16 protein-coding genes are annotated in these 19255 nt (G+C 70.7%); 12 read left to right on the top strand and 4 right to left on the bottom strand.

Annotated elements, in window-relative coordinates; all coding sequences use genetic code 11:
• The first annotated feature begins 2 nt into the window (after positions 1 to 2).
• The 8 genes from AB0D34_RS20760 (at position 3) to cimA (ending at position 10235) form a co-directional block, all read left to right on the top strand.
• Positions 3 to 1091: a branched-chain amino acid aminotransferase gene (locus AB0D34_RS20760; RefSeq protein WP_362663375.1), complete on the top strand. Its 1089-nt coding sequence runs from the start codon at positions 3 to 5 to the stop codon at positions 1089 to 1091.
• A 122-nt stretch (positions 1092 to 1213) separates the two neighbouring features.
• The gene (locus AB0D34_RS20755; RefSeq protein ID WP_362663373.1) at positions 1214 to 2284 is read left to right on the top strand and encodes a hypothetical protein; all 1071 of its coding nucleotides are present in this window, start codon (positions 1214 to 1216) and stop codon (positions 2282 to 2284) included.
• A 14-nt stretch (positions 2285 to 2298) separates the two neighbouring features.
• Complete coding sequence (locus AB0D34_RS20750; protein ID WP_362663371.1) at positions 2299 to 3621, top strand: lysine 2,3-aminomutase; 1323 nt, start codon at positions 2299 to 2301, stop codon at positions 3619 to 3621.
• A 3-nt stretch (positions 3622 to 3624) separates the two neighbouring features.
• Complete coding sequence (locus AB0D34_RS20745) at positions 3625 to 3807, top strand: hypothetical protein (RefSeq protein ID WP_362663369.1); 183 nt, start codon at positions 3625 to 3627, stop codon at positions 3805 to 3807.
• Positions 3808 to 3963: 156 nt separating this feature from the next.
• Positions 3964 to 4998, top strand: coding sequence for a protein TolB (locus AB0D34_RS20740; RefSeq protein ID WP_362663367.1), 1035 nt, complete (start codon positions 3964 to 3966; stop codon positions 4996 to 4998).
• Positions 4998 to 7028: a hypothetical protein gene (locus tag AB0D34_RS20735; RefSeq protein WP_362663365.1), complete on the top strand. Its 2031-nt coding sequence runs from the start codon at positions 4998 to 5000 to the stop codon at positions 7026 to 7028. The genes AB0D34_RS20740 and AB0D34_RS20735 overlap by 1 nt, the downstream gene beginning before the upstream one ends.
• Positions 7029 to 7054: 26 nt before the next feature.
• Complete coding sequence (locus AB0D34_RS20730) at positions 7055 to 8320, top strand: hypothetical protein (protein ID WP_362663363.1); 1266 nt, start codon at positions 7055 to 7057, stop codon at positions 8318 to 8320.
• 310 nt (positions 8321 to 8630) lie between these two features.
• On the top strand, positions 8631 to 10235 hold the full coding sequence (gene cimA / locus AB0D34_RS20725; RefSeq protein ID WP_362663361.1) for a citramalate synthase: 1605 nt from the start codon (positions 8631 to 8633) through the stop codon (positions 10233 to 10235).
• A 4-nt stretch (positions 10236 to 10239) separates the two neighbouring features.
• Here cimA and AB0D34_RS20720 read toward each other — a convergent pair whose 3' ends face one another.
• Positions 10240 to 10728: a hypothetical protein gene (locus tag AB0D34_RS20720; protein ID WP_362663359.1), complete on the bottom strand. Its 489-nt coding sequence runs from the start codon at positions 10726 to 10728 to the stop codon at positions 10240 to 10242.
• Positions 10729 to 10910: 182 nt separating this feature from the next.
• On the opposite strand from AB0D34_RS20720, the gene AB0D34_RS20715 reads away from it, so the two are divergent.
• Together AB0D34_RS20715 and AB0D34_RS20710 are read left to right on the top strand one after the other, a co-directional pair.
• Entirely contained in the window at positions 10911 to 13910 is a 3000-nt protein-coding gene (locus AB0D34_RS20715; RefSeq protein ID WP_362663357.1) for a glycoside hydrolase family 3 N-terminal domain-containing protein, read from the top strand.
• A gap of 38 nt (positions 13911 to 13948) precedes the next feature.
• Positions 13949 to 15319 carry a hypothetical protein gene (locus AB0D34_RS20710; protein WP_362663355.1) on the top strand — a complete coding sequence of 457 codons (1371 nt, stop codon included), beginning with the start codon at positions 13949 to 13951 and terminating at the stop codon, positions 15317 to 15319.
• Positions 15320 to 15536: 217 nt separating this feature from the next.
• On the opposite strand, the gene AB0D34_RS20705 is transcribed toward AB0D34_RS20710, so the two are convergent.
• On the bottom strand, positions 15537 to 16319 hold the full coding sequence (locus tag AB0D34_RS20705; RefSeq protein WP_362663354.1) for a serine protease: 783 nt from the start codon (positions 16317 to 16319) through the stop codon (positions 15537 to 15539).
• A 144-nt stretch (positions 16320 to 16463) separates the two neighbouring features.
• Entirely contained in the window at positions 16464 to 16895 is a 432-nt protein-coding gene (locus tag AB0D34_RS20700; RefSeq protein WP_362663352.1) for a MarR family transcriptional regulator, read from the bottom strand.
• Positions 16896 to 16956: 61 nt separating this feature from the next.
• On the opposite strand from AB0D34_RS20700, the gene AB0D34_RS20695 reads away from it, so the two are divergent.
• Together AB0D34_RS20695 and AB0D34_RS20690 are read left to right on the top strand one after the other, a co-directional pair.
• A complete protein-coding gene (locus AB0D34_RS20695; RefSeq protein WP_362663350.1) occupies positions 16957 to 18015 on the top strand; it encodes an FUSC family protein in 1059 nt (352 codons plus the stop codon).
• A gap of 55 nt (positions 18016 to 18070) precedes the next feature.
• Positions 18071 to 18634: a YdeI/OmpD-associated family protein gene (locus AB0D34_RS20690; protein ID WP_362663348.1), complete on the top strand. Its 564-nt coding sequence runs from the start codon at positions 18071 to 18073 to the stop codon at positions 18632 to 18634.
• Between the two features lie 36 nt (positions 18635 to 18670).
• Here AB0D34_RS20690 and AB0D34_RS20685 read toward each other — a convergent pair whose 3' ends face one another.
• Positions 18671 to 19225 (bottom strand): YceI family protein, encoded by a 555-nt coding sequence (locus tag AB0D34_RS20685; RefSeq protein ID WP_362663346.1) that lies wholly within the window; start codon positions 19223 to 19225, stop codon positions 18671 to 18673.
• Between the last annotated feature and the right edge of the window lie 30 nt (positions 19226 to 19255).

Below are 19255 nucleotides of genomic sequence, written 5' to 3'. Positions count from 1 at the left end.
TCATGACGACGCCCACGATCGAGCTCAAGCCCTCGGCCTCGCCACTTTCCGACGCGGAACGCGAGGCGATCCTGGCGAACCCCGGCTTCGGCCGCCACTTCACCGACCACATGGTGGTCATCAAGTGGACCGAGGGCCGCGGCTGGCACGACGGTCAGCTCGTTCCGTACGCGCCGATCTCCCTCGACCCGGCGACCATGGTCCTGCACTACGCGCAGGAGATCTTCGAAGGCCTCAAGGCGTACCGCCAGCCCGACGGCTCCATCGCCACCTTCCGGCCCGAGAAGAACGCCGAGCGCTTCCAGCGGTCCGCGCACCGGCTCGGCATGCCGGAGCTGCCGGTCGAGACGTTCATCGAGGCCTGTGACGCGCTCGTGCGGCAGGACGAGGCCTGGGTCCCGGCACACGGCGGCGAGGAGTCCCTCTACCTGCGCCCCTTCATGATCGCCACCGAGGTCGGCCTGGGCGTCAAGCCGGCCAACGAGTACCTCTTCATGGTCATCGCCTCCCCGGCCGGCGCGTACTTCCCGGGTGGCGTCAAGCCGGTCACCATCTGGCTCTCCGAGAACCGCGTCCGCGCGGTCCCCGGCGGCACCGGTGACGCCAAGACCGGCGGCAACTACGCGGCCTCCCTCCTCGCCCAGGCCGAGGCCGCCGCCAAGGGCTGCGACCAGGTCTGCTACCTCGACGCGGTCGAGCACACCTGGGTCGAGGAGCTCGGCGGCATGAACCTGTACTTCGTGTACGGCGACCGGATCGTGACCCCCACCCTCACCGGCTCGATCCTGGAGGGCGTCACCCGCGACTCCCTGCTCGCCGTCGCCCGCGACCTCGGCTACACGTCCGAGGAGGGCCGCGTCTCCGTCGACCAGTGGCAGCGCGACTCCGAGAACGGCACCCTGACCGAGGTCTTCGCCTGCGGTACGGCCGCCGTGATCACCCCCGTCGGCACGGTCAAGCGCGAGGGCGCCGAGTGGCGCCAGTCCGGCGGCGAGCCCGGCGAGGTCACCCTGAAGCTCCGCCAGGCCCTCCTGGACATCCAGCGCGGCACGGCAGAGGACAAGCACGGCTGGATGCACCAGCTGGGCTGAGCCGACCGCTGTCCGGGCTCCGGCCGTCCGTTCGACGCGTATCGCCTCCCCCGCGCGGGTATCCACTGATTCCGCGGGGGGAGCGCGCCCTCCCCTGCGCACACACACCAGGGGGTACAGGGGTGAACGGACGCTCGCCGATACCCCGGCTGCGCTGGCTGGCCCGCACCTTGCGCACCCCGCGGCGCCCGCAGAGCCTCACCGTGCTCGTCCTGCTGGCGGCCTGCGCGGCCGTGCTGCTGTGGTTCGCCCGGAGCGTGGGCAAATACGGCGAGAACCTCGCCCTCAACCTCGGTACCGACCTCGTCGGCGTCGTCATCACCGTCTTCGTGATCGGCCCGCTGATCTCCCGGGCCCAGGAGGGCCGGGTCCGCGAGCACACCCGCCTGGACTACGAGTGGTTCAGCGGCCAGGTCCACGGCGCCACCTCCAGCGTCAAGGTCCTCGACACCTTCTCCAACCTCTTCGGCCCGCAATTCTCCGAGCGGCTCTTCCGCGGGATCAAGACCGCCACCGCGCACGGCACCCGGGTCCAGATCCTGCTCCTGGACCCCGACTCCCTCGCGGTGATCCTGCGCGGCCGGGAACTCGGCGAGCGCAGCGCCGACATCCGCCGGGACATCCTGCGCAACCTGCGCACCCTCCACCGGTTCGCGCAGCGCCTCGACGAGAACTCCCGCCCCCTGCTCGAAGTACGGCTGTGCTCCACCTCGCCCGGTGTCACCCTGTACCGATGGGACGAGCGGTGCCTGGTCTCCTTCCTCACCGTGGGCCGGCTCTCCGGGGAGGGCGTCCAGCTGGAGGTCGCGGTGCGCTCACCGCTCGGCACCTTCGTGGAGCAGCGGTTCGACGAGCTGTGGCAGCAGAGCAGGCGGATGGAACGGTTCACCCATCTGCCGGTCACCCTGGTCGACGCGGCCGCCGCGCGCCGGGAGTTCAGCTGCCGGTTCGTCCTCGTCGACGACTGTCTGTACGTCGCGGGCGCCGACCTCGTCACCTATCTGGCCCGGCACCGCCTCGACGAACTCTCCGCGTACAGCGAGGGCCTGACCCACGACGAGGCCCACCAGGTGGTCGTCGTGGACGACGAGAGCGAGCTGCACACGCGGCTCATCCAGCACTTCGTGGAGAAGTACGATGCGTCGGCGACCGCCTTCGTCGAGTTGCGGCCGCCGGTCCTGATCACGGAATAGAGGGCCCTGGCTCCATGAGTTCAACGCACCACCTCGCTCCCTCCCAGGGGGGCACCCGATTCCGCGCCTTCACACCCCGTGACCTGGACGGACTGCTCCAGCGTGTCTCCCTGACGGCCGATCAGCACCTCGCCCTGCGCGCGGTGTCGGCGGTCCTGCCGTTCCGTACGAACTCCTACGTCGTCGACGAGCTCATCGACTGGACGGCGGCGCCCGACGACCCGGTCTTCCGGCTCACCTTCCCGCAGGAAGGGATGCTGCCCGGCCCCGAACTGCGCCGCATGAAGGACCTGTTGGCCAGGCAGGCGCCCAAGTCCGAGATCCTGCGCGCCGCGCACGAGATCCGGATGAAGCTCAACCCGCACCCCTCCGGCCAGCTCGACGCCAACGTCCCCGTGCACGAGGGGCAGCGCCTGACCGGGCTCCAGCACAAGTACCCCGAGACCGTGCTGATCTTCCCGCGCCAGGGCCAGACCTGCCACGCCTACTGCACGTACTGCTTCCGCTGGCCGCAGTTCGTCGGCGAGGCCGAACTGCGCATCGCGACCGACGACATCGGGACGACGTCCTCGTATCTGCGGGCCCATCCCGAGGTCACCAGCGCCCTCATCACCGGCGGCGATCCACTGGTCATGAGCACGGACGTGCTGCGCCGCTACGTCGAACCGCTCCTGGAGATCGACACGGTCCGCTCGATCCGGATCGGCACCAAGTCCCTCGCCTTCTGGCCGTACCGCTTCACCCGCGACCGCGACGCGGACGATCTGCTGCGCCTGTTCGAGAAGGTCGTCGCGAGTGGCCGTCACCTCGCCCTGATGGCCCACTTCACGCATCCGCAGGAGCTGCGCCCGCCCGTCGTACGGCAGGCCATGCGCCGGGTCCGCGACACCGGCGCCGTGATCCGCTGCCAGGGCCCGCTGGTCGCCGGCATCAACGACAGCGCCGAGGCCTGGGCCGAACTCTGGGACGAGACGACCACGCTCGGAGCGGTGCCGTACTACCAGTTCGTCGAGCGGGACACCGGCCCCCAGGGCTACTTCGGCGTCCCCCTGGCCCGCGGCCACGAGATCTTCCGTGACGCCTACGCCCGCGTCTCGGGCCTCGCCCGTACGGTCCGAGGCCCGGTGATGTCGGCGATGCCGGGCAAGGTGTGCGTGGACGGTGTGGCCGAGATCGCCGGCGAGAAGGTCTTCGTCCTGCACCTGATCCAGGCCCGCGACCCGTCCCTGGTCGACCGGCCCTTCTTCGCGGCCTACGACGAGGGAGCGACCTGGTTCACCGATCTGAAACCGGCGTTCGGGGCGGAGCGGTTCCTGCCGGGGCTGGAGGTGGGGTGAGCGATGGACCCCGCACCGACCCAGCCCGCGCTCACCGTCGCCTGGCTGCTGGTCGCGGTTCTTCTGAAGGTCACTCAGGGGGAGCGTGTGAGCGCGGCCCTGCCCTCGGCCGCTGTCGAGGGGCGATTGAAGACGTCGACCTGGCGATCGGGCTGCGCGGGCCGGCTGCGGGCCCTCCGGGGATGATTCTCGGCCACGTACGGGAGTACCTCGACGAGAGTCTCCTCGCGGACGCGTGACCTACCGCCCGGGTTGTACGCAATAAGGCCGATTGACCCTGTGGTGATGGGTGCGTTTGCCTCGAAAGGACCACAAGCGTCCACGGGGACCACAGGGGGGAACATGGCCAGAGCCAGAGGTGTGTCCGCAGTTTCCTTAGGAACGGCGCTGCTGCTCGCACTCACCGCCACGCACGCCGTCGCCGCGCCCCGAACGGAGCGCGTCAGCACCGCCGCCGACGGCACCCAGGGCGACGGTGCCTCCAGCGCCGCCGTCACCACGCCCGACGGACGCTTCGTGGCGTTCCGCTCGTCGGCGACCAACCTCGTGCCCGAGGGCATCACCCACCCGGGCACCTACGCGTACGTCCGCGACCTGCGCACCGGCCACCTCACGAAGATCGAGGCCGCGCTCAGCACGCCCCGGCTGAGCGCCGACGGCCGCTGGGCCACGTACATCGACTGGGGCACCCGCAAGATCAACGTCTTCCTGACCGACCTGACCACGGGTACGAGAACCCGGGTCGGGGGTGACTCCCAGGACAGCGCGGCCTCCCCGGAGATCAGCGCGAACGGCCGCTACATCGCCTACCAGTGGTCCGGGCACCCGCAGTTCCCGACCCGCATCGACCTCCACGACCGGGTCACCGGCACCACCGAGACCGTGAGCGAGGGCCCCGCCGACTCCACCCGGGACATGGCCAACCCCTCCCTCAGCGGAGACGGCCGCCTCGTCGCCTACCAGGACGACGGCACCGGTGACGTCTGGGTCGCCGACCGCACCACCAAAACCCGGACCGAGGCCGACGACGGGACACCCTCGACCGTGGTGCAGCTGAGCGTCAACGGCCGTGTCCTGGTGATGGATTCGGCGGACGGCTCGTACACCAGGGACCTGCGCACCGGGAAGGTCCGGCACTTCCCCGGCGCCGAGATCCGCGCCGTCAGCCCCGACGGGCGCCGGCTCCTGCTCCAGGACGGCCAGTCGAACCTCTGGCTGCTCCACGGCGGACACCGCGTCCTCGTCGGCCACGGCAGCGCCGCCGACGGATCGGTCTCCTCGGGCGGCCGCTCGGTCTTCTACTCCACGCAGGACACGGACGTCGTCCACGGTGACACCAATGGCGTGTACGACGTCTTCCAGTGGAGGTCGCGCTGATGTCCCGCCTCTCAAGCGCCCTGCTGGGGGCGGTAGTCGTCGTATCCCTGGCCGGCACCACCGCGCACGCGCAGTCCGGCCCGGAAAAGCCGCGCACCCAACGCGTGAGCACCGCCGCCGACGGCAGCCAGGCCGACGGACCGTCGAGCGGGGCCGCGATCAGCGCCGACGGCCACCATGTCGCGTTCACGTCCACCGCGGCGAGTTTCGGCTGCGCACGCTTCACCCCGTGCCTGCTGGTGAAGGACGTGACCGACGGCGGGGTCACCAAGATCGACCTCGGCGGCGGCTATCTGTACAGCTCGCCGATGCCGAGCGCCGACGGCGGCCGTATCGCGTTCTCCGCCGGCACCCGCTTCACGGCCCCCTACCTGTACGACCGCGCCACCGGCCGTGCGGAGAAGCTGTGGCCCCAGGACCCGCCCGGTTTCAACGAGTTGGGCCGCGCCCAGTCGATCAGCTCCGACGGCACGCACATCGCGTACACCGTCGGCAACCGCCACGGCCCGGAGAACACACGGCTGTTGTACGTCCGCGACACGGCCACCGGCACCGACGAGCTGATCTCGCCGGCCGAGGAGGGTTCGAAGCGCGGCGCCTCGGTGAGCGGTGACGGCCGAAGGGTCGCCTACCAGGTCGAGGGGACGAGCGAGGACGACGTCAACGACGTGTTCGTCAGGGACCGGGACACGGGTGAGCGGATCCAGGTCGACGCGGGCCTCGGCCAGGGCTCGCTGGTCAGTATCACCGCGGACGGCCGCCGCGTCCTCTTCGAGGCCGAGGGCTGGCTGTACGCCTACGACCTCCGCGCGGGCGAGGCGCGGCGCGTGGTCGAGGGGAGTGTCTCCGCGGCCACGGCGGACGGCCGGTACGCCGTCGTCGCGGGCGAGGACGGCATTCGGGTCCGCGATCTGCGGACGGGCCTGCGCGGGGCCGCCCTCCCGCACGCCGCCCTGGTCATGCCGGACGCCCTGGCGGACAAGGGGCGTGTGGTGGCCTTCAGTTCGGACGCGTCCCACCTGGTGCCGGGGGACACCAACCGGGAGTCGGACGTCTTCGTCTTCTCGGGCAGGCTCCGCGGCAACCCGGCCCCGATGCCGTCCGTCACCGAGCGGATCAGCAGGACGGGCGGAGCCTCGTACGACCCGGTGATGGGGGAGAACAAGGTCGTCTCCTTCACGTCGGACGGCGATGTCTTCATCAACACGCCCGTGGGCGTCTCCCAGGTCAACTCCACCGGGCAGAAGCCGTCCGCCGAGGGATCGCCCTGCTACAGCGGGCGCATGGTCGGCTACACGGGCCCCTACGACCCCGACGGCGGTCCGGGCATCCACGTCCGCAACCGCTCGGTCGGCAAGCTCACCAGCCTCGGCTCCTACCAGGGCGTCCGCTTCACCTGGATGGGACAGCCCGTGGTGGACCCCACCTGCCAGTGGCTCACCTACGCGGCGACCCTGCCCGCCACCGACACCGACCCGGACCCACAGCCCCGGATCTACCGCTTCAGGTTCAACGGCGGTGACACCGCGGTCGTCAGCGCGCCCACGGGCGAGGCGGCGGGAAACCCGTCGATCAACTACGACGGCAGGTACATCGCCTTCGAGCAGGGCGACGCCGTCTACGTCCGTGACCTGGACACCGGCGCCCTGGAGAAGGCCGGCGAGCACGCCACGGCGCCCTCGCTCAGTGCGGACGGCCGCAAGGTCGCCTACCAGCAGGGGCGGTACGCCGTGGTCCACGACCTCGACACCGGTGCCACCACCCGGGTCCGGGGCGCCCAGCCCTCGCTCGCCGGGACCGGCACGGCCCTCGCGTACACCTCGGGCCGTTCCGTGTACCTGCTCGAACTCGCCACAGAGAAGCGCCAGTTGGTCAGCGTCGACCGCTGGGGCGGCCGCAACGACCTCCCGGCCTCACACCCCTCCGCCAACGCCGACGGCACGGTCGTCGCCTTCGAGTCGGCGTCACCCGATCTGGTGGCGGGCGACACCGACGGGGTGTCGGACGTGTTCCTGCGGACAGTGCAATGACAGTGACCGACCACGGGGGAACGAATATGCGTACGAGAACGCACCGCACCGCACTCACCGCCGCGCTCGCCGCCGGCCTGATCACCCTGTCCGCCGCCACCGCGTCCGCCGCGCCGCCGCCCGGCACCGAGCGGATCACACTGTCGGCGACGGGGAAGCAGATCGAGAAGGGCACCGGCGGCCCGATCCTCAGTGCCGACGGGCGCTATGTCGCGTTCGTCTCGGACGACCCGGAGGTGGTGCCGGGCGACACCAACGGCGCGAGGGACGTGTTCGTCCGGGACCTGCGCCGGGGGACCGTCGAGCGGGTCAACGTGGCCTCGGACGGGACACAGGCGGTCGGCGGCGGCAGCTCCCGGGCGCAGATCAGCGCCGACGGCCGGTACGTCGCCTTCATGTCCTCGGCGAAGAACCTCGACGAGTGGCCCGCACCCGACCAGTACGTGAACGACGTCTACGTCCACGACCGGCGCACCGGCCGCACGGAACGGGTCAGCGCCGCCCCCGACGGCGGCACGGCCCAGACCTACGACAACTTCGACATGTCCGCCGACGGCCGGTACTTCGCCTTCGACGCCTCGTCGCGGCAGATGGAGGGGGCCGCGAACAACCAGGTCCTCGGCTACGTCGTCGACCGCCGCACCGGTACCGTGCGGCGGGTCAGCGACCACATCCCGTCGGACTGGTACGTCTTCAGCATCGACCTCAGCGCCGACGGGAGTCACCTGACCTATGTGCAGCGGCATCCCCGCGGCGGGCGTCACGAGCTGTGGCTGGTCGACCTGCGCAGCGGCGAACAGAAACTGGTGAACGCCGCGTCCGACGGCAGTCCGACCAACGGCTCACCGCTGGGCGCCTCGCTCTCCGCGGACGGCACCCTCCTCGCGTACGCCTCCTTCGACGAGAGCACGGTCCCCGGGGCACCGCAGTACACCTGGGAGCTGTACCTGTACGACACCCGGACCGGGAAGACCCGGTGGGTCACCCACCACGGCGAGGGGGGCCTCGCCTACGGCCTCCTCAGCCCCGACGGCCGTCGGCTGGCCTACAGCACCAGGACCCCCCTGGGCGACGAACCGGTCATCGAGAACGTCCACGTCCAGGAGCTGCGGACCGGCCGGACCGAACTCGTCACCCGCACGCTCGCCGGCGGACCGCTGACCGAGGGATACGCCTCAGCCAGCACGTTCAGCCGCAACGGTCGGCTGCTCTCCTTCTACTCCTCGTCGTCCGAGTTCGTCCCCGGCGACACCAACGGCACCGGCGACGGCTTCCTGCGGCACCTGCGATGACCAGCACAGTGTTCGCATCCTGAGACGGAGGGTGAGCACGGGGGCGGTCTGTGCCAGACTGCCCCCGTGCTCTCGTTCGCCATGATTATTGGCAGCAGGCGCGCCGGTCCGCAGTGACCGCCACGTACGACCAGGTACGGGTGGACACCGTCGTCCTCGACCCGCGCGCAGACCTCTCGCACCCGCGAGGGGTTTTTCGCTTTTTCTGGCCCACCCGCAGCCGGAGGCGAGAGCGCGAGGGAGTATGTGGGGGCGGTGGAGCCGGTCATTCCGGTACGACCGAGATCCAATCCTCAGGAGCCTTGAGACCATGACCGCAACCAGCGAGCTCGACGATCAGTTCCACGTCTTCGACACCACCCTGCGCGACGGCGCCCAGCGGGAGGGCATCAACCTCACCGTCGCGGACAAGCTGGCCATCGCACGGCACCTGGACGACTTCGGCGTGGGCTTCATCGAGGGCGGCTGGCCCGGCGCCAACCCGCGGGACACCGAGTTCTTCGCCCGCGCCCGTCAGGAGATCGACTTCAAGCACGCTCAGCTGGTGGCCTTCGGCGCGACGCGCAGGGCAGGGGGCAAGGCCTCCGAGGACCCGCAGGTCAAGGCCCTCCTGGACTCCGGCGCTGACGTGATCACCCTGGTCGCCAAGTCGCACGACCGCCATGTCGAACTGGCGCTCAGGACGACGCTGGACGAGAACCTGGAGATGGTCCGCGACACCGTCTCCTTCCTGAAGGAGCAGGGCCGCCGGGTCTTCGTCGACTGCGAGCACTTCTTCGACGGCTACCGCGCGAACCCCGAGTACGCGAAGGCCGTCGTACGGGCCGCCTCGGAGGCCGGCGCCTCCGTCGTCATCCTCTGCGACACCAACGGCGGCATGCTCCCGGCCCAGGTCCAGGCGGTGGTGGCGACGGTGCTGGCCGACACCGGCGCCCGCCTCGGCATCCACACCCAGGACGACACCGGCTGCGCGGTCGCCAACACCCTCGCCGCCGTGGACGCGGGCGCGACCCACGTCCAGTGCACGGCGAACGGCTACGGCGAGCGCGTCGGCAACGCCAACCTGTTCCCGGTGGTCGCGGCCCTGGAGCTGAAGTACGGCAAGAAGGTGCTGCCGGAGGGGCGCCTGCGCGAGATGACCCGCATCTCCCACGCCATCGCCGAGGTCGTCAACCTCACCCCCTCCACCCACCAGCCCTACGTCGGCGTGTCGGCCTTCGCCCACAAGGCCGGCCTGCACGCCTCCGCGATCAAGGTCGACCCGGACCTCTACCAGCACATCGACCCCGAGACGGTCGGCAACACCATGCGGATGCTCGTCTCCGACATGGCGGGCCGCGCCTCGATCGAGCTCAAGGGCAAGGAACTCGGCATCGACCTGGGCGGCGACCGCGAGCTGGTCGGCCGGGTGGTGGAACGGGTCAAGGAGCGCGAGCTCAAGGGCTACACGTACGAGGCGGCGGACGCCTCGTTCGAGCTGTTGCTGCGCGGCGAGGTCGAGGGCAAGCCCCTGAAGTACTTCTCCGTCGAGTCCTGGCGCGCGATCGTCGAGGACCGCCCCGACGGCACCCACGCCAACGAGGCCACGGTCAAGCTCTTCGCCAAGGGCGAGCGCATCGTCGCCACGGCGGAGGGCAACGGCCCGGTCAACGCCCTGGACCGGACCCTGCGCGTGGCCCTCGAGAAGATCTACCCCCAGCTCGCCAAGCTGGACCTCGTCGACTACAAGGTCCGCATCCTCGAAGGCGTCCACGGCACCCAGTCCACCACCCGCGTCCTGATCTCCACCTCGGACGGCTCCGGCGAGTGGTCCACGGTCGGCGTCGCGGAGAACGTGATCGCGGCATCGTGGCAGGCGCTGGAGGACGCGTACACGTACGGCCTGCTGCGGGCCGGGGTGGAGCCCGCGGAGTAGTCGCTCAACACGAGCCCTCGGCGAGCTCCTCGAACTCGCCGAGGCTCATGGCCCGGTCGTCGGCCCAGACCTGGCCGGGCGCGAGCGTGGCCAGGTCCCTCGCGCGGAAGGTGACGCTGCCGGTGTACTCGTAGGTGGACTCCCCCTTGCCGAAGCCGAGTTCGTAGGTGTACGCCGACACCGGGCGCTGTGGTCCGATGGCCTGGGCGTGCCATGCGGCCGGTGGGGAGAACAGCGGGAACTCGGCGTCGGCGGCGCGCAGCTTGCCGGGCACCCGCCAGCCGGAAAGGACGTCGCCGGACTCGTCCTCGTCCGGCGCCCCGGAGAGCGACACTCCGTGGACCGGATCGTCGCCGCACGGTCGGATCACGGCTTGCGCCCGGCCCTCGCCGTCCACCCGCACCGCGACCAACGGCAGAATCTCCGCCCCGCATCCACTCAGCAGCCCTATGGCGACGACCGCACCGGCCACCGCGAAGACACCCCGTCTCATCACCCCAGCACACCAGCGAAGGCACCGCCGTACGACCACCGTTGTGCACCGGTCACGTTGCGGTACGACAACCCGCCCGGGACGCGATGGCCGACGTGGCGTCTTGACGGATGCACGAGCCCTCAGTTCACTCACGCCGTGAGCCAAGTCCTGTGTGAAAGCTGAGAGCCGAGGGAAGGTCCATGCGAAGAACCGCCCTGCTCGTCTCCGCCGCGTTGCTCACCTCACTGCTGCCCCTGGCCGTCGCCCGGGCGGCCGACGATCCGCCCCCGCTCCCCGTCGACCGCTTCGAAGGCGAAGTCCCCTTCGCGAGCCCCCCGGAGAACGGCATCTTCACCTGGGGCAGCGACACCGACGATCCCCCGACGCTCCGGATCGCACCCCGGGACGACGCCCCCGAGGGCGACAAGGTCCTCGTCGGCACCTACGACATCAGCGGTTACGGCGGCTTCACCCACGACTTCGCCTTCGCCGAACCCGCCCACGACTGGTCCGCCCACACGGGCATCCGCTTCTGGTGGGACGGCCAGGACAACGGCAGGAAGATCGCGTTCGAGCTCAAGGACGGCGGCGCCAACGGCGAGGCCTCCGAGCTGTGGACGACCTCCTTCACCGACGACTTCACCGGCTGGAAGCAGATCGAGATCCCCTTCACCGACTTCGCCTACCGCACCGACTACCAGCCCGTCGGCGGCATCGACCACGTCCTGGGACTGACGCAGATGTGGGGATACGCCGTCACCCTCCCCGTCGGTGCTCCGGGACAGTTCGCCATGGACGGCGTCGAGTTGTACGGCAAGGCCGACCAGTCGTTGCGCGCGAACGTCACCACCGGCTCCGCCGTGTATCCGGTCGAGGAGGGCGGCACGGCCGCCATCGAGGTCACCGTCGCCACCACCGGGTCCGCCCCGATCGACGAGCCCGTGACGGTCGCCTACGAGACGACCGGCGGCACGGCCTCGGACGCCGACTACACCGCTCTCAAGGGCGAGTTCACCTTCCCTGCGGGGACCGCCTCCGGCACCACCCGCACCCTCAAGGTCGCCACCCACAAGGACAAGGCCGCCGAGAACGCCGAGACCATCCCGCTCAAGCTCACTGTCACCGGCGCCAAGGCCCCCGCCGAGACCCCGCAGGTCGTCATCGACGCGCACGGACTGCCGTATCTGAACGCCAGGTTGCCGGTGCGGCAGCGCGTCGCCGACCTCCTCTCCCGGATGTCCCTGACCGAGAAGGCCGGCCAGATGACCCAGGCCGAGCGCGGCGCCGTGGGGACCGGGGCCGACATCGCCGCCCACGACCTCGGCTCGCTGCTCTCCGGCGGCGGCTCCACCCCCACGCCCAACACCGCTGCGGCCTGGGCGAGGATGATCGACGCCTTCCAACTCCGGGCACAGGCAACCCGGTTCCAGATCCCCCTCGTCTACGGCGTCGACGCGGTCCACGGCCACAACAACCTGGTCGGCGCCACCGTCCTGCCGCACAACATCGGCATCGGGGCCACCCGCGATCCCCAACTCGCCCAGCAGGCAGGCGCCGTGACCGCCGCCGAGGTCCGTGCCACCGGCATCCCCTGGGACTTCGCGCCCTGTCTCTGCGTCACCCGGGACGAACGCTGGGGCCGCTCCTACGAGTCCTTCGGTGAGGACCCGGCGCTCGTCGAGTCCATGGAGACCGTCGTCCAGGGCCTCCAGGGGGCCAGGAACGGCGAGGACCTCGACCGGAACGACAAGGTCCTCGCCACCGCGAAGCACTTCGTCGGCGACGGCGGCACCGCGTACGGCTCCTCCACGACAGGGACGTACACCATCGACCAGGGCGTCACGACGGTCACCCGGCAACAGCTCGACGCCGTCCACCTGGCGCCGTACAGGACCGCCGTGGACCGTGGCGTGGGCACGGTCATGCCGTCGTACTCCTCACTCGATGTCGTCGGCGACGGACTCGGGCCGGTCAAGATGCACGCCCGCGGCGACATGATCAACGGAGTCCTCAAGCAGAGGCTCGGCTTCGACGGCTTCGTCATCAGCGACTGGAACGGCATCGACCAGATCCCCGGTGACTACGCCAGTGACGTCCGTACGTCCGTCAACGCCGGCGTCGACATGGTCATGGCCCCGTACGCCTACAAGGACTTCCACACCGCGCTCGTCGCGGAGGTGCGGGCCGGGCGCGTCAGCGAGCAGCGGATCGACGACGCCGTGGCGCGCATCCTCACGCAGAAGTTCCGGCTCGGCCTCTTCGAGAAGCCGTACGCCGACACGAGCGGCGCCTCGAAGATCGGTTCCGCCAGGCACCGGGCCGTGGCGCGGGAGGCGGCCGCCGAGTCGCAGGTGCTGCTGAAGAACAGCGGCGGACTCCTGCCGCTCAAGAAGTCGCAGAAGGTGTACGTCGCCGGGTCCAACGCCGACGACATCGGCAACCAGTCCGGCGGCTGGACCGTCACCTGGCAGGGCTCCTCCGGCGACATCACCCCCGGCACCACGATCCTCGAAGCGATGCGGAGGAACTCCTCGTCACTGACGTACTCCAAGGACGCGTCCGCGCCGTTGAGCGGCTACGACGTCGGCGTGGTCGTCGTCGGGGAGACCCCGTACGCCGAGGGCGTCGGAGACGTCGGCAACGGCCACGACCTCCAGCTGTCCGCCGCCGACCAGGCAGCCGTCGACAAGGTGTGCGCGGCCATGAAGTGCGCGGTGCTGATCGTCTCCGGGCGGCCGCAGCTCGTCGGCGACCGGCTCGGCGGGATCGACGCCCTGGTCGCCTCCTGGCTGCCGGGTACGGAGGGCGACGGGGTCGCGGACGTCCTGTACGGCAAGCGCGCCTTCACCGGCCAACTCCCGGTCACCTGGCCGAAGTCGGAGGCCCAGCTGCCGATCAACGTCGGCGACCCGACGTACGACCCGCAGTTCCCGTACGGCTGGGGCCTGACCACGCTCACCAAGGTCCCGGACGGCGGAGCGGCCACGCTCAAGGCGCTCGGCGCCGCGGCCAGGGCCGCCGAACGGGCCGGAGCCGACACGACGGGCCGCGCACTCGTCACGAAGGCACGGCTGATCGTCCAGCAAAAGGACGTCACCGCGGCCTTCGCCAAGCCCTTCGCCGCCGCCGATCACCTACTGCTGACCGGCCGCTACGGAGAGGCGGTGGCCAAGCTGACGGAGGCATACAAATCCGCATGAGAAGGTCGGTTTCGGGCGGCTTCGGGTAGCGTCGAAGTATGAAGGCCAGTGTGCAGGCCGTCGTACGGACCCGAAGCCTTCCGGGGCTGCTTCTCGCCCTGGTGGTCGCGGCCCTGGCCGCCCTGTCCGTGGCCACCCCGCCCGCCACCGCCACGACGACCGCCACCAGCGTCTCGGCGATCGGCCAGGCCCTCCGCGAGAACCCCGTCTACGTCGATCCGGCCGCCGCGGCCCAGCTGTCCGCCAAGGATGCGGACGCCCTGGCGGACCGGATCACGAAGGCGGACAGGCCGCTGTTCGTCGCGGTGCTGCCCGCCGACTTCCCGAAGCAGGACCTCTTCACGAAACTGCGCACCGCGACCGGCATCACCGGCCTGTACGCGGTCCGCCTGGGTGACACCTTCGACGCCCGGGCCGACTCCTCGGTCCTGCCGAACGCGGCCGTTCGGAACCTGGTCACCACCGTCGAGGGCGAGGACACGCGCACCCAGCTGACCGACTTCACCGCCGCCGCGCTCACCAACATGGGCGGCTCGGCCCCGTCGACCTGGCGGTCCGCGGACGACGGCGGCGGCGTCTCGTCCACGGCACTGATCACGGTCGGCGCGGTGCTCGTGGCCGGTGGTGCGGGGGCGTACACGCTGGTGCGGCGCAACCGGCGCCGGCACACGGAGGAGCAGCGGGCCGCGCTGGAGAAGCTGCGGGTGGTGGTGGACGAGGACATCACGGCCTTCGGCGAGGAACTCGACCGACTGGACTTCCACCCGGCCGAGGCGGGCGCCGACGACGCGATGCGCGCGGACTACGAGCACGCCCTCGACGCCTACGAGCAGGCGAAGTCGCTCATGGCGTCCGCGACGAGACCCGAGGACGTACGGGCGGTCACCCAGGCCCTGGAGGACGGCCGCTTCTCGCTGGCCCGGCTCGCCGCCCGCCGCGAGGTCCGGCCGCTGCCCGAGCGCCGGGTCCCCTGCTTCTTCGACCCCCGCCACGGCCCCTCCGTCACCGACGCCACCTGGACCCCGCCGGGCGGGGCCGCGCGCGAGGTGCCGGTCTGCGCGGCCGACGCCACCCGCCTGGCCGACGGCCGCGACCCGGTGATGCGCGAGGTCGACACCGACCAGGGCCGCCGCCCCTACTGGGACGCGGGCCCGGCCTACGGCCCCTGGGCCGGCGGCTACTTCGGCGGCGGCATCCTCCCCGGCCTGCTCTTCGGCACGGTCCTCGGCAGCATGATGGCCACACCCGCGTACGCGGCCGACTACGGCTCCGGTTACGGCGACTTCGGCGGTGGAGGCTACGAGGGCGGCGACCTGTCCGGCGCGGACTTCGACTCCGGGGATTTCGGTGACTTCGGCGGCGGGGGCGACTTCGGCGGTGGGGGTGACTTCGGGGGTGGCGGGTTCTGAGGGGTTCAGGTATTCAACCCCTCCGGCGTTGTTGTATTTCAGCCCCTCCGGCGTTTGAGGAGCGGGGGTCCGGGGGCTGGCCCCCGGAACGGGGGTCGAAGGGGGCGGCGCCCCCTGGGGACGGGACGGGTAGGGGCGGCGGGGGCGAAAACCGCAGGCCCGGCACCCAGCACACCGGACCCGCGGAAGACCGTACGCCTACGAAGAACCCCTCACCTCACAGCGAAGCCGCCGCGGAAGCGATCGCCGAGGCGAACGTGGACACCTCGGAGTAGACACCCGGCGCGTTCGGCCGCGCACACCCGATACCCCAGCTCACGATGCCGACCTGGATCCACGCGTTCGCGGAGTCCCGCCGGAACATCGGCCCACCGGAGTCCCCCTGGCAGGTGTCGACCCCACCGGACGCGTACCCGGCACAGATCTCGTCGCTCGCGACCAGCCCGCTGTACCCGCTGTAGGACCGGCAGGTCGCGTCACTCACGAACGGCACGTTCGCCTTCAGCAGGTACCGCTGCTGCGCCCCGCCCTCGCTGGCCGAACCCCATCCGGCGACGGTGAAGGTGCCGGTGTTGTACTGCGTCGTCGTCGCGATCTTCAGCGTGGGCAGGTTGATCGGCGCGGCCAGCTTGATGAGCGCCCAGTCCTTGCCGTTGCCGTTGTAGCCGGGCGCCCGGTACACGTACGTCGACCTGACCTGCACCCGCCCGGTGGTGGACTGCAGGTCCACGACCCCGGCGGTGGCGGTGATGCTGGTGTTCGCGCCGGTCCCGTTCACACAGTGCGCGGCGGTGAGCACGATCTGCTGGGTGTACAGCGCCCCGCCGCAGCCCATGGAGAGCCGCACCATGAACGGGAACTCGCCCTGCGCGGCACGGGTTCCGCCGACGACGGGCGCGGGGGCGGCCTGCGCGGACGAGAGGGGCTGGAGGCTGGCGATCGCGAGCGCGGCGGCTCCGACCGCCAGACATCTCTTGAGGGCCGTGAGGAGTTTCTTCAAGGTGATGCCTTCCAGGGTGGGGGGTGGCTTTGACGAGCTCATGCCAAACTGGAGCCCCAAAGAACGCCCAAGTTCTGACATGGGCCGGTCAAATCTGTTGATGGATTATGGGAACCCTGTGAAGTGGCGCACAAGGGGGCTGATTCAGCCAAGCGTCTCCGTGTCGGCGACCCGCTCCATCAACTCCGCGGCCAACTCCAGAACCCCGCGCTCCGTGGGGCTCAACGACGCCAACGCCCTCGCCAGCCAGGCGTCCCGCTCGGCCATGTCCCGCTCCAGGGCCGACCGCCCAGCGTCCGTGACGGACAGCACGGACCGGCGCCGGTCCGCGGTCCCGGCCTCGCGCGCCAGCAGCCCTTCCGCCTCCAGCTCAGCGAAGACCCGGGTCAGCGACTGCGGCCGCTGTCGCAGCGCAGCCGCGACCTCGCCGGGGGTGGCCGCGCCGTTGCGGTGCAGATGCCCGAGCACCTCAAGGCGGCCGGGGGAGAGACTCCCGTCACCGCGCTCCTGCCGGAGCCGCCGGTTCAGTCGCACGAGGCCACGACGGATGCGGGCGGCGGAGGAGAGGTGATTCATGGGCGAGATATTACGCGAGAACTTACTATCTGGATGCGAGAATAGCCCTATTCTCGCCACTGTGACGGCAAAACTGATACGCAACGCGTACGAAGCGGCCTTGACGATGACGGCCGTCCTGCTCTGCTGGGCCGTCGCCCTCCGCCTGGAGACGGCGGCCGGACTGCACACCGACGTCCTCGTTCTCGCGGTCGCCCTGACCCTCACCCTGGCCGGAACCCAGCGCACCGCGGACACCCGGCGCCGTCTGACCGCGCTGGCCCTGCTGCCCGCTACGGCGGCGGTGTCGATCGGCGTGGGCCGGCTGATCGCCGCGCACCACGTCGTCGGCGCGGCGGTGTTCACGGCCGGGATGGCGGCCCCCGTCTGGATCCGCCGCTACGGCCGGGCCGCCACGAAGGCGGGCACCCTGATGACCCTGCCGTTCATCGCGCTGCTGGTCGTCCCCGGCCCCACGCTGCCGCCCAAGGCGCAGAGCGGGCTGGTGACTTGGGGCTGGGCGGCGCTGATCGGGGTGGTGGCGGTGTGCTGCGTATGGCTCGTGCAGGGGCTGGGGGACCGTTACGGCCCCTGGCGCCCGGACCCCGACCCACCGCAACCGGCGCTCAGCCGCCCGTCCCGTCTCCATCCCCGCCCGAGTACCCGTATGGCCTTGCAGATGGCGGCCGCTATCGCCGCCGCCTTCGTCACCGGCCGGCTCCTCTTCGACGACCACTGGCCCTGGGTGGTCCTGACGGCGTACGTCGTCGCGAGCGGCAACCGCGGCCGAACGGACGTCGTGCGCAAGGGGATCGAGCGTCTCGCGGGAGCCGCGGCGGGCACCCTGTCGGCGGCCGGGGTCACCGCCGTCGGGGTCACCGGCCGGACCTCGGTGGCCCTGATGTTCACGGTCCTGACGATCGCCCTGTGGCTGCGTCCCCTCAACTACGCCTACTGGGCGGCCGGAATGGCCACCGCCCTCTCCCTCCTCCTCGGGTACTTCGGCCAGGACGCGACAACCCTCCTGCCCACCCGCCTCGCGGCGATCGCGGTCGGCGCGGCGCTCACGGTGACATCGGCGTGGTGGCTGCTGCCGGTGCGGGGACGGCGGCCGACGGCGGCGGGACGACCCACTCGGTGAGCGGAGCCCCCCGAGTAGGGCGGAAACCGTCCCACTTCCCGCTTACGTTGACCTCATGACCGACCCCACCCCGACCCTCGCCTTCGAGTCGGCCGCCCACCTCGACGCCTGGCTGGCCGCCCACCCGGCCCAGCGCACCGGCCTCTGGGTGAAGGTCGCGAAGAAGGGTTCCGGTGTCGCTTCCGTGACCGCCGCCGAGGTCAACGACCTTGCGCTGTGCCACGGTTGGATCACCGGGCAGCGCAAGGGTCTCGACGCCACGCACTATCTGCAGCGGATCACTCCGCGCCGCCCCGGCAGCCTCTGGTCGATGGTGAACGTGCGGCGGGTCGCGGAACTGGCCGACGAGGGCCGGATGCGCCCCGCGGGCCTCGCCGAGGTGTCCGCAGCGAAGGCCGACGGGCGTTGGGAGGCGGCGTACGAATCGCAGGGCAGCGCGACGGTTCCGGCGGAGCTGCTCGCCGCGTTGGAGCGGGACCCGAGAGCCGGGGAGGTCTTCGAGGCGCTCAACAGGACCGACCGCTACCTCCTGATGCTCGGCCTCCTGCGCGCCCGGACCCCACAGCGCCGCACCGCTCAAGTCGCCTCGATCCTCGCGCAGTTGCAGAAGCGCCGGTGAGCCCGGACAGGCCTCACCGGCGCCGTCGCCGAAGGCTCACGCGTTCTTGATCGCGGAGATGTCGAAGTTCAGCTTGATCTTGTCGGAGATCAGGACACCGCCCGTCTCCAGGGCCGCGTTCCAGGTCAGGCCCCACTCGGAGCGCTTGATCTCGGCCTTGCCCTCGAAGCCGACGCGCTCGTTGCCGAAGGGGTCCTTCGCGGAGCCGTTGAACTCGAGGTCGATGGTGAGCGGCTTGGTGGTGCCGAGGATCGTCAGGTCGCCGGTGATGCGGTAGTCCTCGTCCCCGAGCGCCTCCGCCTTGGTGGAGCGGAACGTCATCGTCGGGAACTCCTCGATCGTGAAGAAGTCCGCGCTCTTGAGGTGCCCGTCACGGTCCGCCGACCCGGTGTCGATGCTGTCCATCTTGACGTCGATGGTGGCCGTCGACGCGGACGGGTCGCCGCCGTCCAGGTGCAGCGAGCCGCTGAACTCGTCGAACTTGCCCTTGACGTTGGTGACCATGGCGTGCCGGACGGTGAAGCCGATCGTGGAGTGCGCGGTGTCGATCGTGTAGTCGCCGGTCAGTGCGGTCAGGTCGGTGTTCGCCATGACGGAGCTCCTTGGAGTGGGGATGTTGAA

Origin of the sequence: Streptomyces sp. NPDC048420, from assembly GCF_040651535.1 — a bacterium.
Taxonomy (GTDB): domain Bacteria; phylum Actinomycetota; class Actinomycetes; order Streptomycetales; family Streptomycetaceae; genus Streptomyces.
This window is presented reverse-complemented; position numbering and strand designations above follow the sequence as displayed.

What these genes read in the sequence shown, in the direction of transcription:
- AB0D34_RS20685 (WP_362663346.1), bottom strand. Translation starts at nt 19,225, where the DNA reads ATGGCGAACACCGACCTGACCGCACTGACCGGCGACTACACGATCGAC.
- AB0D34_RS20750 (WP_362663371.1), top strand. Translation starts at nt 2,299, where the DNA reads ATGAGTTCAACGCACCACCTCGCTCCCTCCCAGGGGGGCACCCGATTC.
- AB0D34_RS20735 (WP_362663365.1), top strand. Translation starts at nt 4,998, where the DNA reads ATGTCCCGCCTCTCAAGCGCCCTGCTGGGGGCGGTAGTCGTCGTATCC.
- AB0D34_RS20745 (WP_362663369.1), top strand. Translation starts at nt 3,625, where the DNA reads ATGGACCCCGCACCGACCCAGCCCGCGCTCACCGTCGCCTGGCTGCTG.
- AB0D34_RS20715 (WP_362663357.1), top strand. Translation starts at nt 10,911, where the DNA reads ATGCGAAGAACCGCCCTGCTCGTCTCCGCCGCGTTGCTCACCTCACTG.
- AB0D34_RS20740 (WP_362663367.1), top strand. Translation starts at nt 3,964, where the DNA reads ATGGCCAGAGCCAGAGGTGTGTCCGCAGTTTCCTTAGGAACGGCGCTG.
- AB0D34_RS20730 (WP_362663363.1), top strand. Translation starts at nt 7,055, where the DNA reads ATGCGTACGAGAACGCACCGCACCGCACTCACCGCCGCGCTCGCCGCC.
- AB0D34_RS20760 (WP_362663375.1), top strand. Translation starts at nt 3, where the DNA reads ATGACGACGCCCACGATCGAGCTCAAGCCCTCGGCCTCGCCACTTTCC.
- cimA (WP_362663361.1), top strand. Translation starts at nt 8,631, where the DNA reads ATGACCGCAACCAGCGAGCTCGACGATCAGTTCCACGTCTTCGACACC.
- AB0D34_RS20690 (WP_362663348.1), top strand. Translation starts at nt 18,071, where the DNA reads ATGACCGACCCCACCCCGACCCTCGCCTTCGAGTCGGCCGCCCACCTC.
- AB0D34_RS20700 (WP_362663352.1), bottom strand. Translation starts at nt 16,895, where the DNA reads ATGAATCACCTCTCCTCCGCCGCCCGCATCCGTCGTGGCCTCGTGCGA.
- AB0D34_RS20710 (WP_362663355.1), top strand. Translation starts at nt 13,949, where the DNA reads ATGAAGGCCAGTGTGCAGGCCGTCGTACGGACCCGAAGCCTTCCGGGG.
- AB0D34_RS20720 (WP_362663359.1), bottom strand. Translation starts at nt 10,728, where the DNA reads ATGAGACGGGGTGTCTTCGCGGTGGCCGGTGCGGTCGTCGCCATAGGG.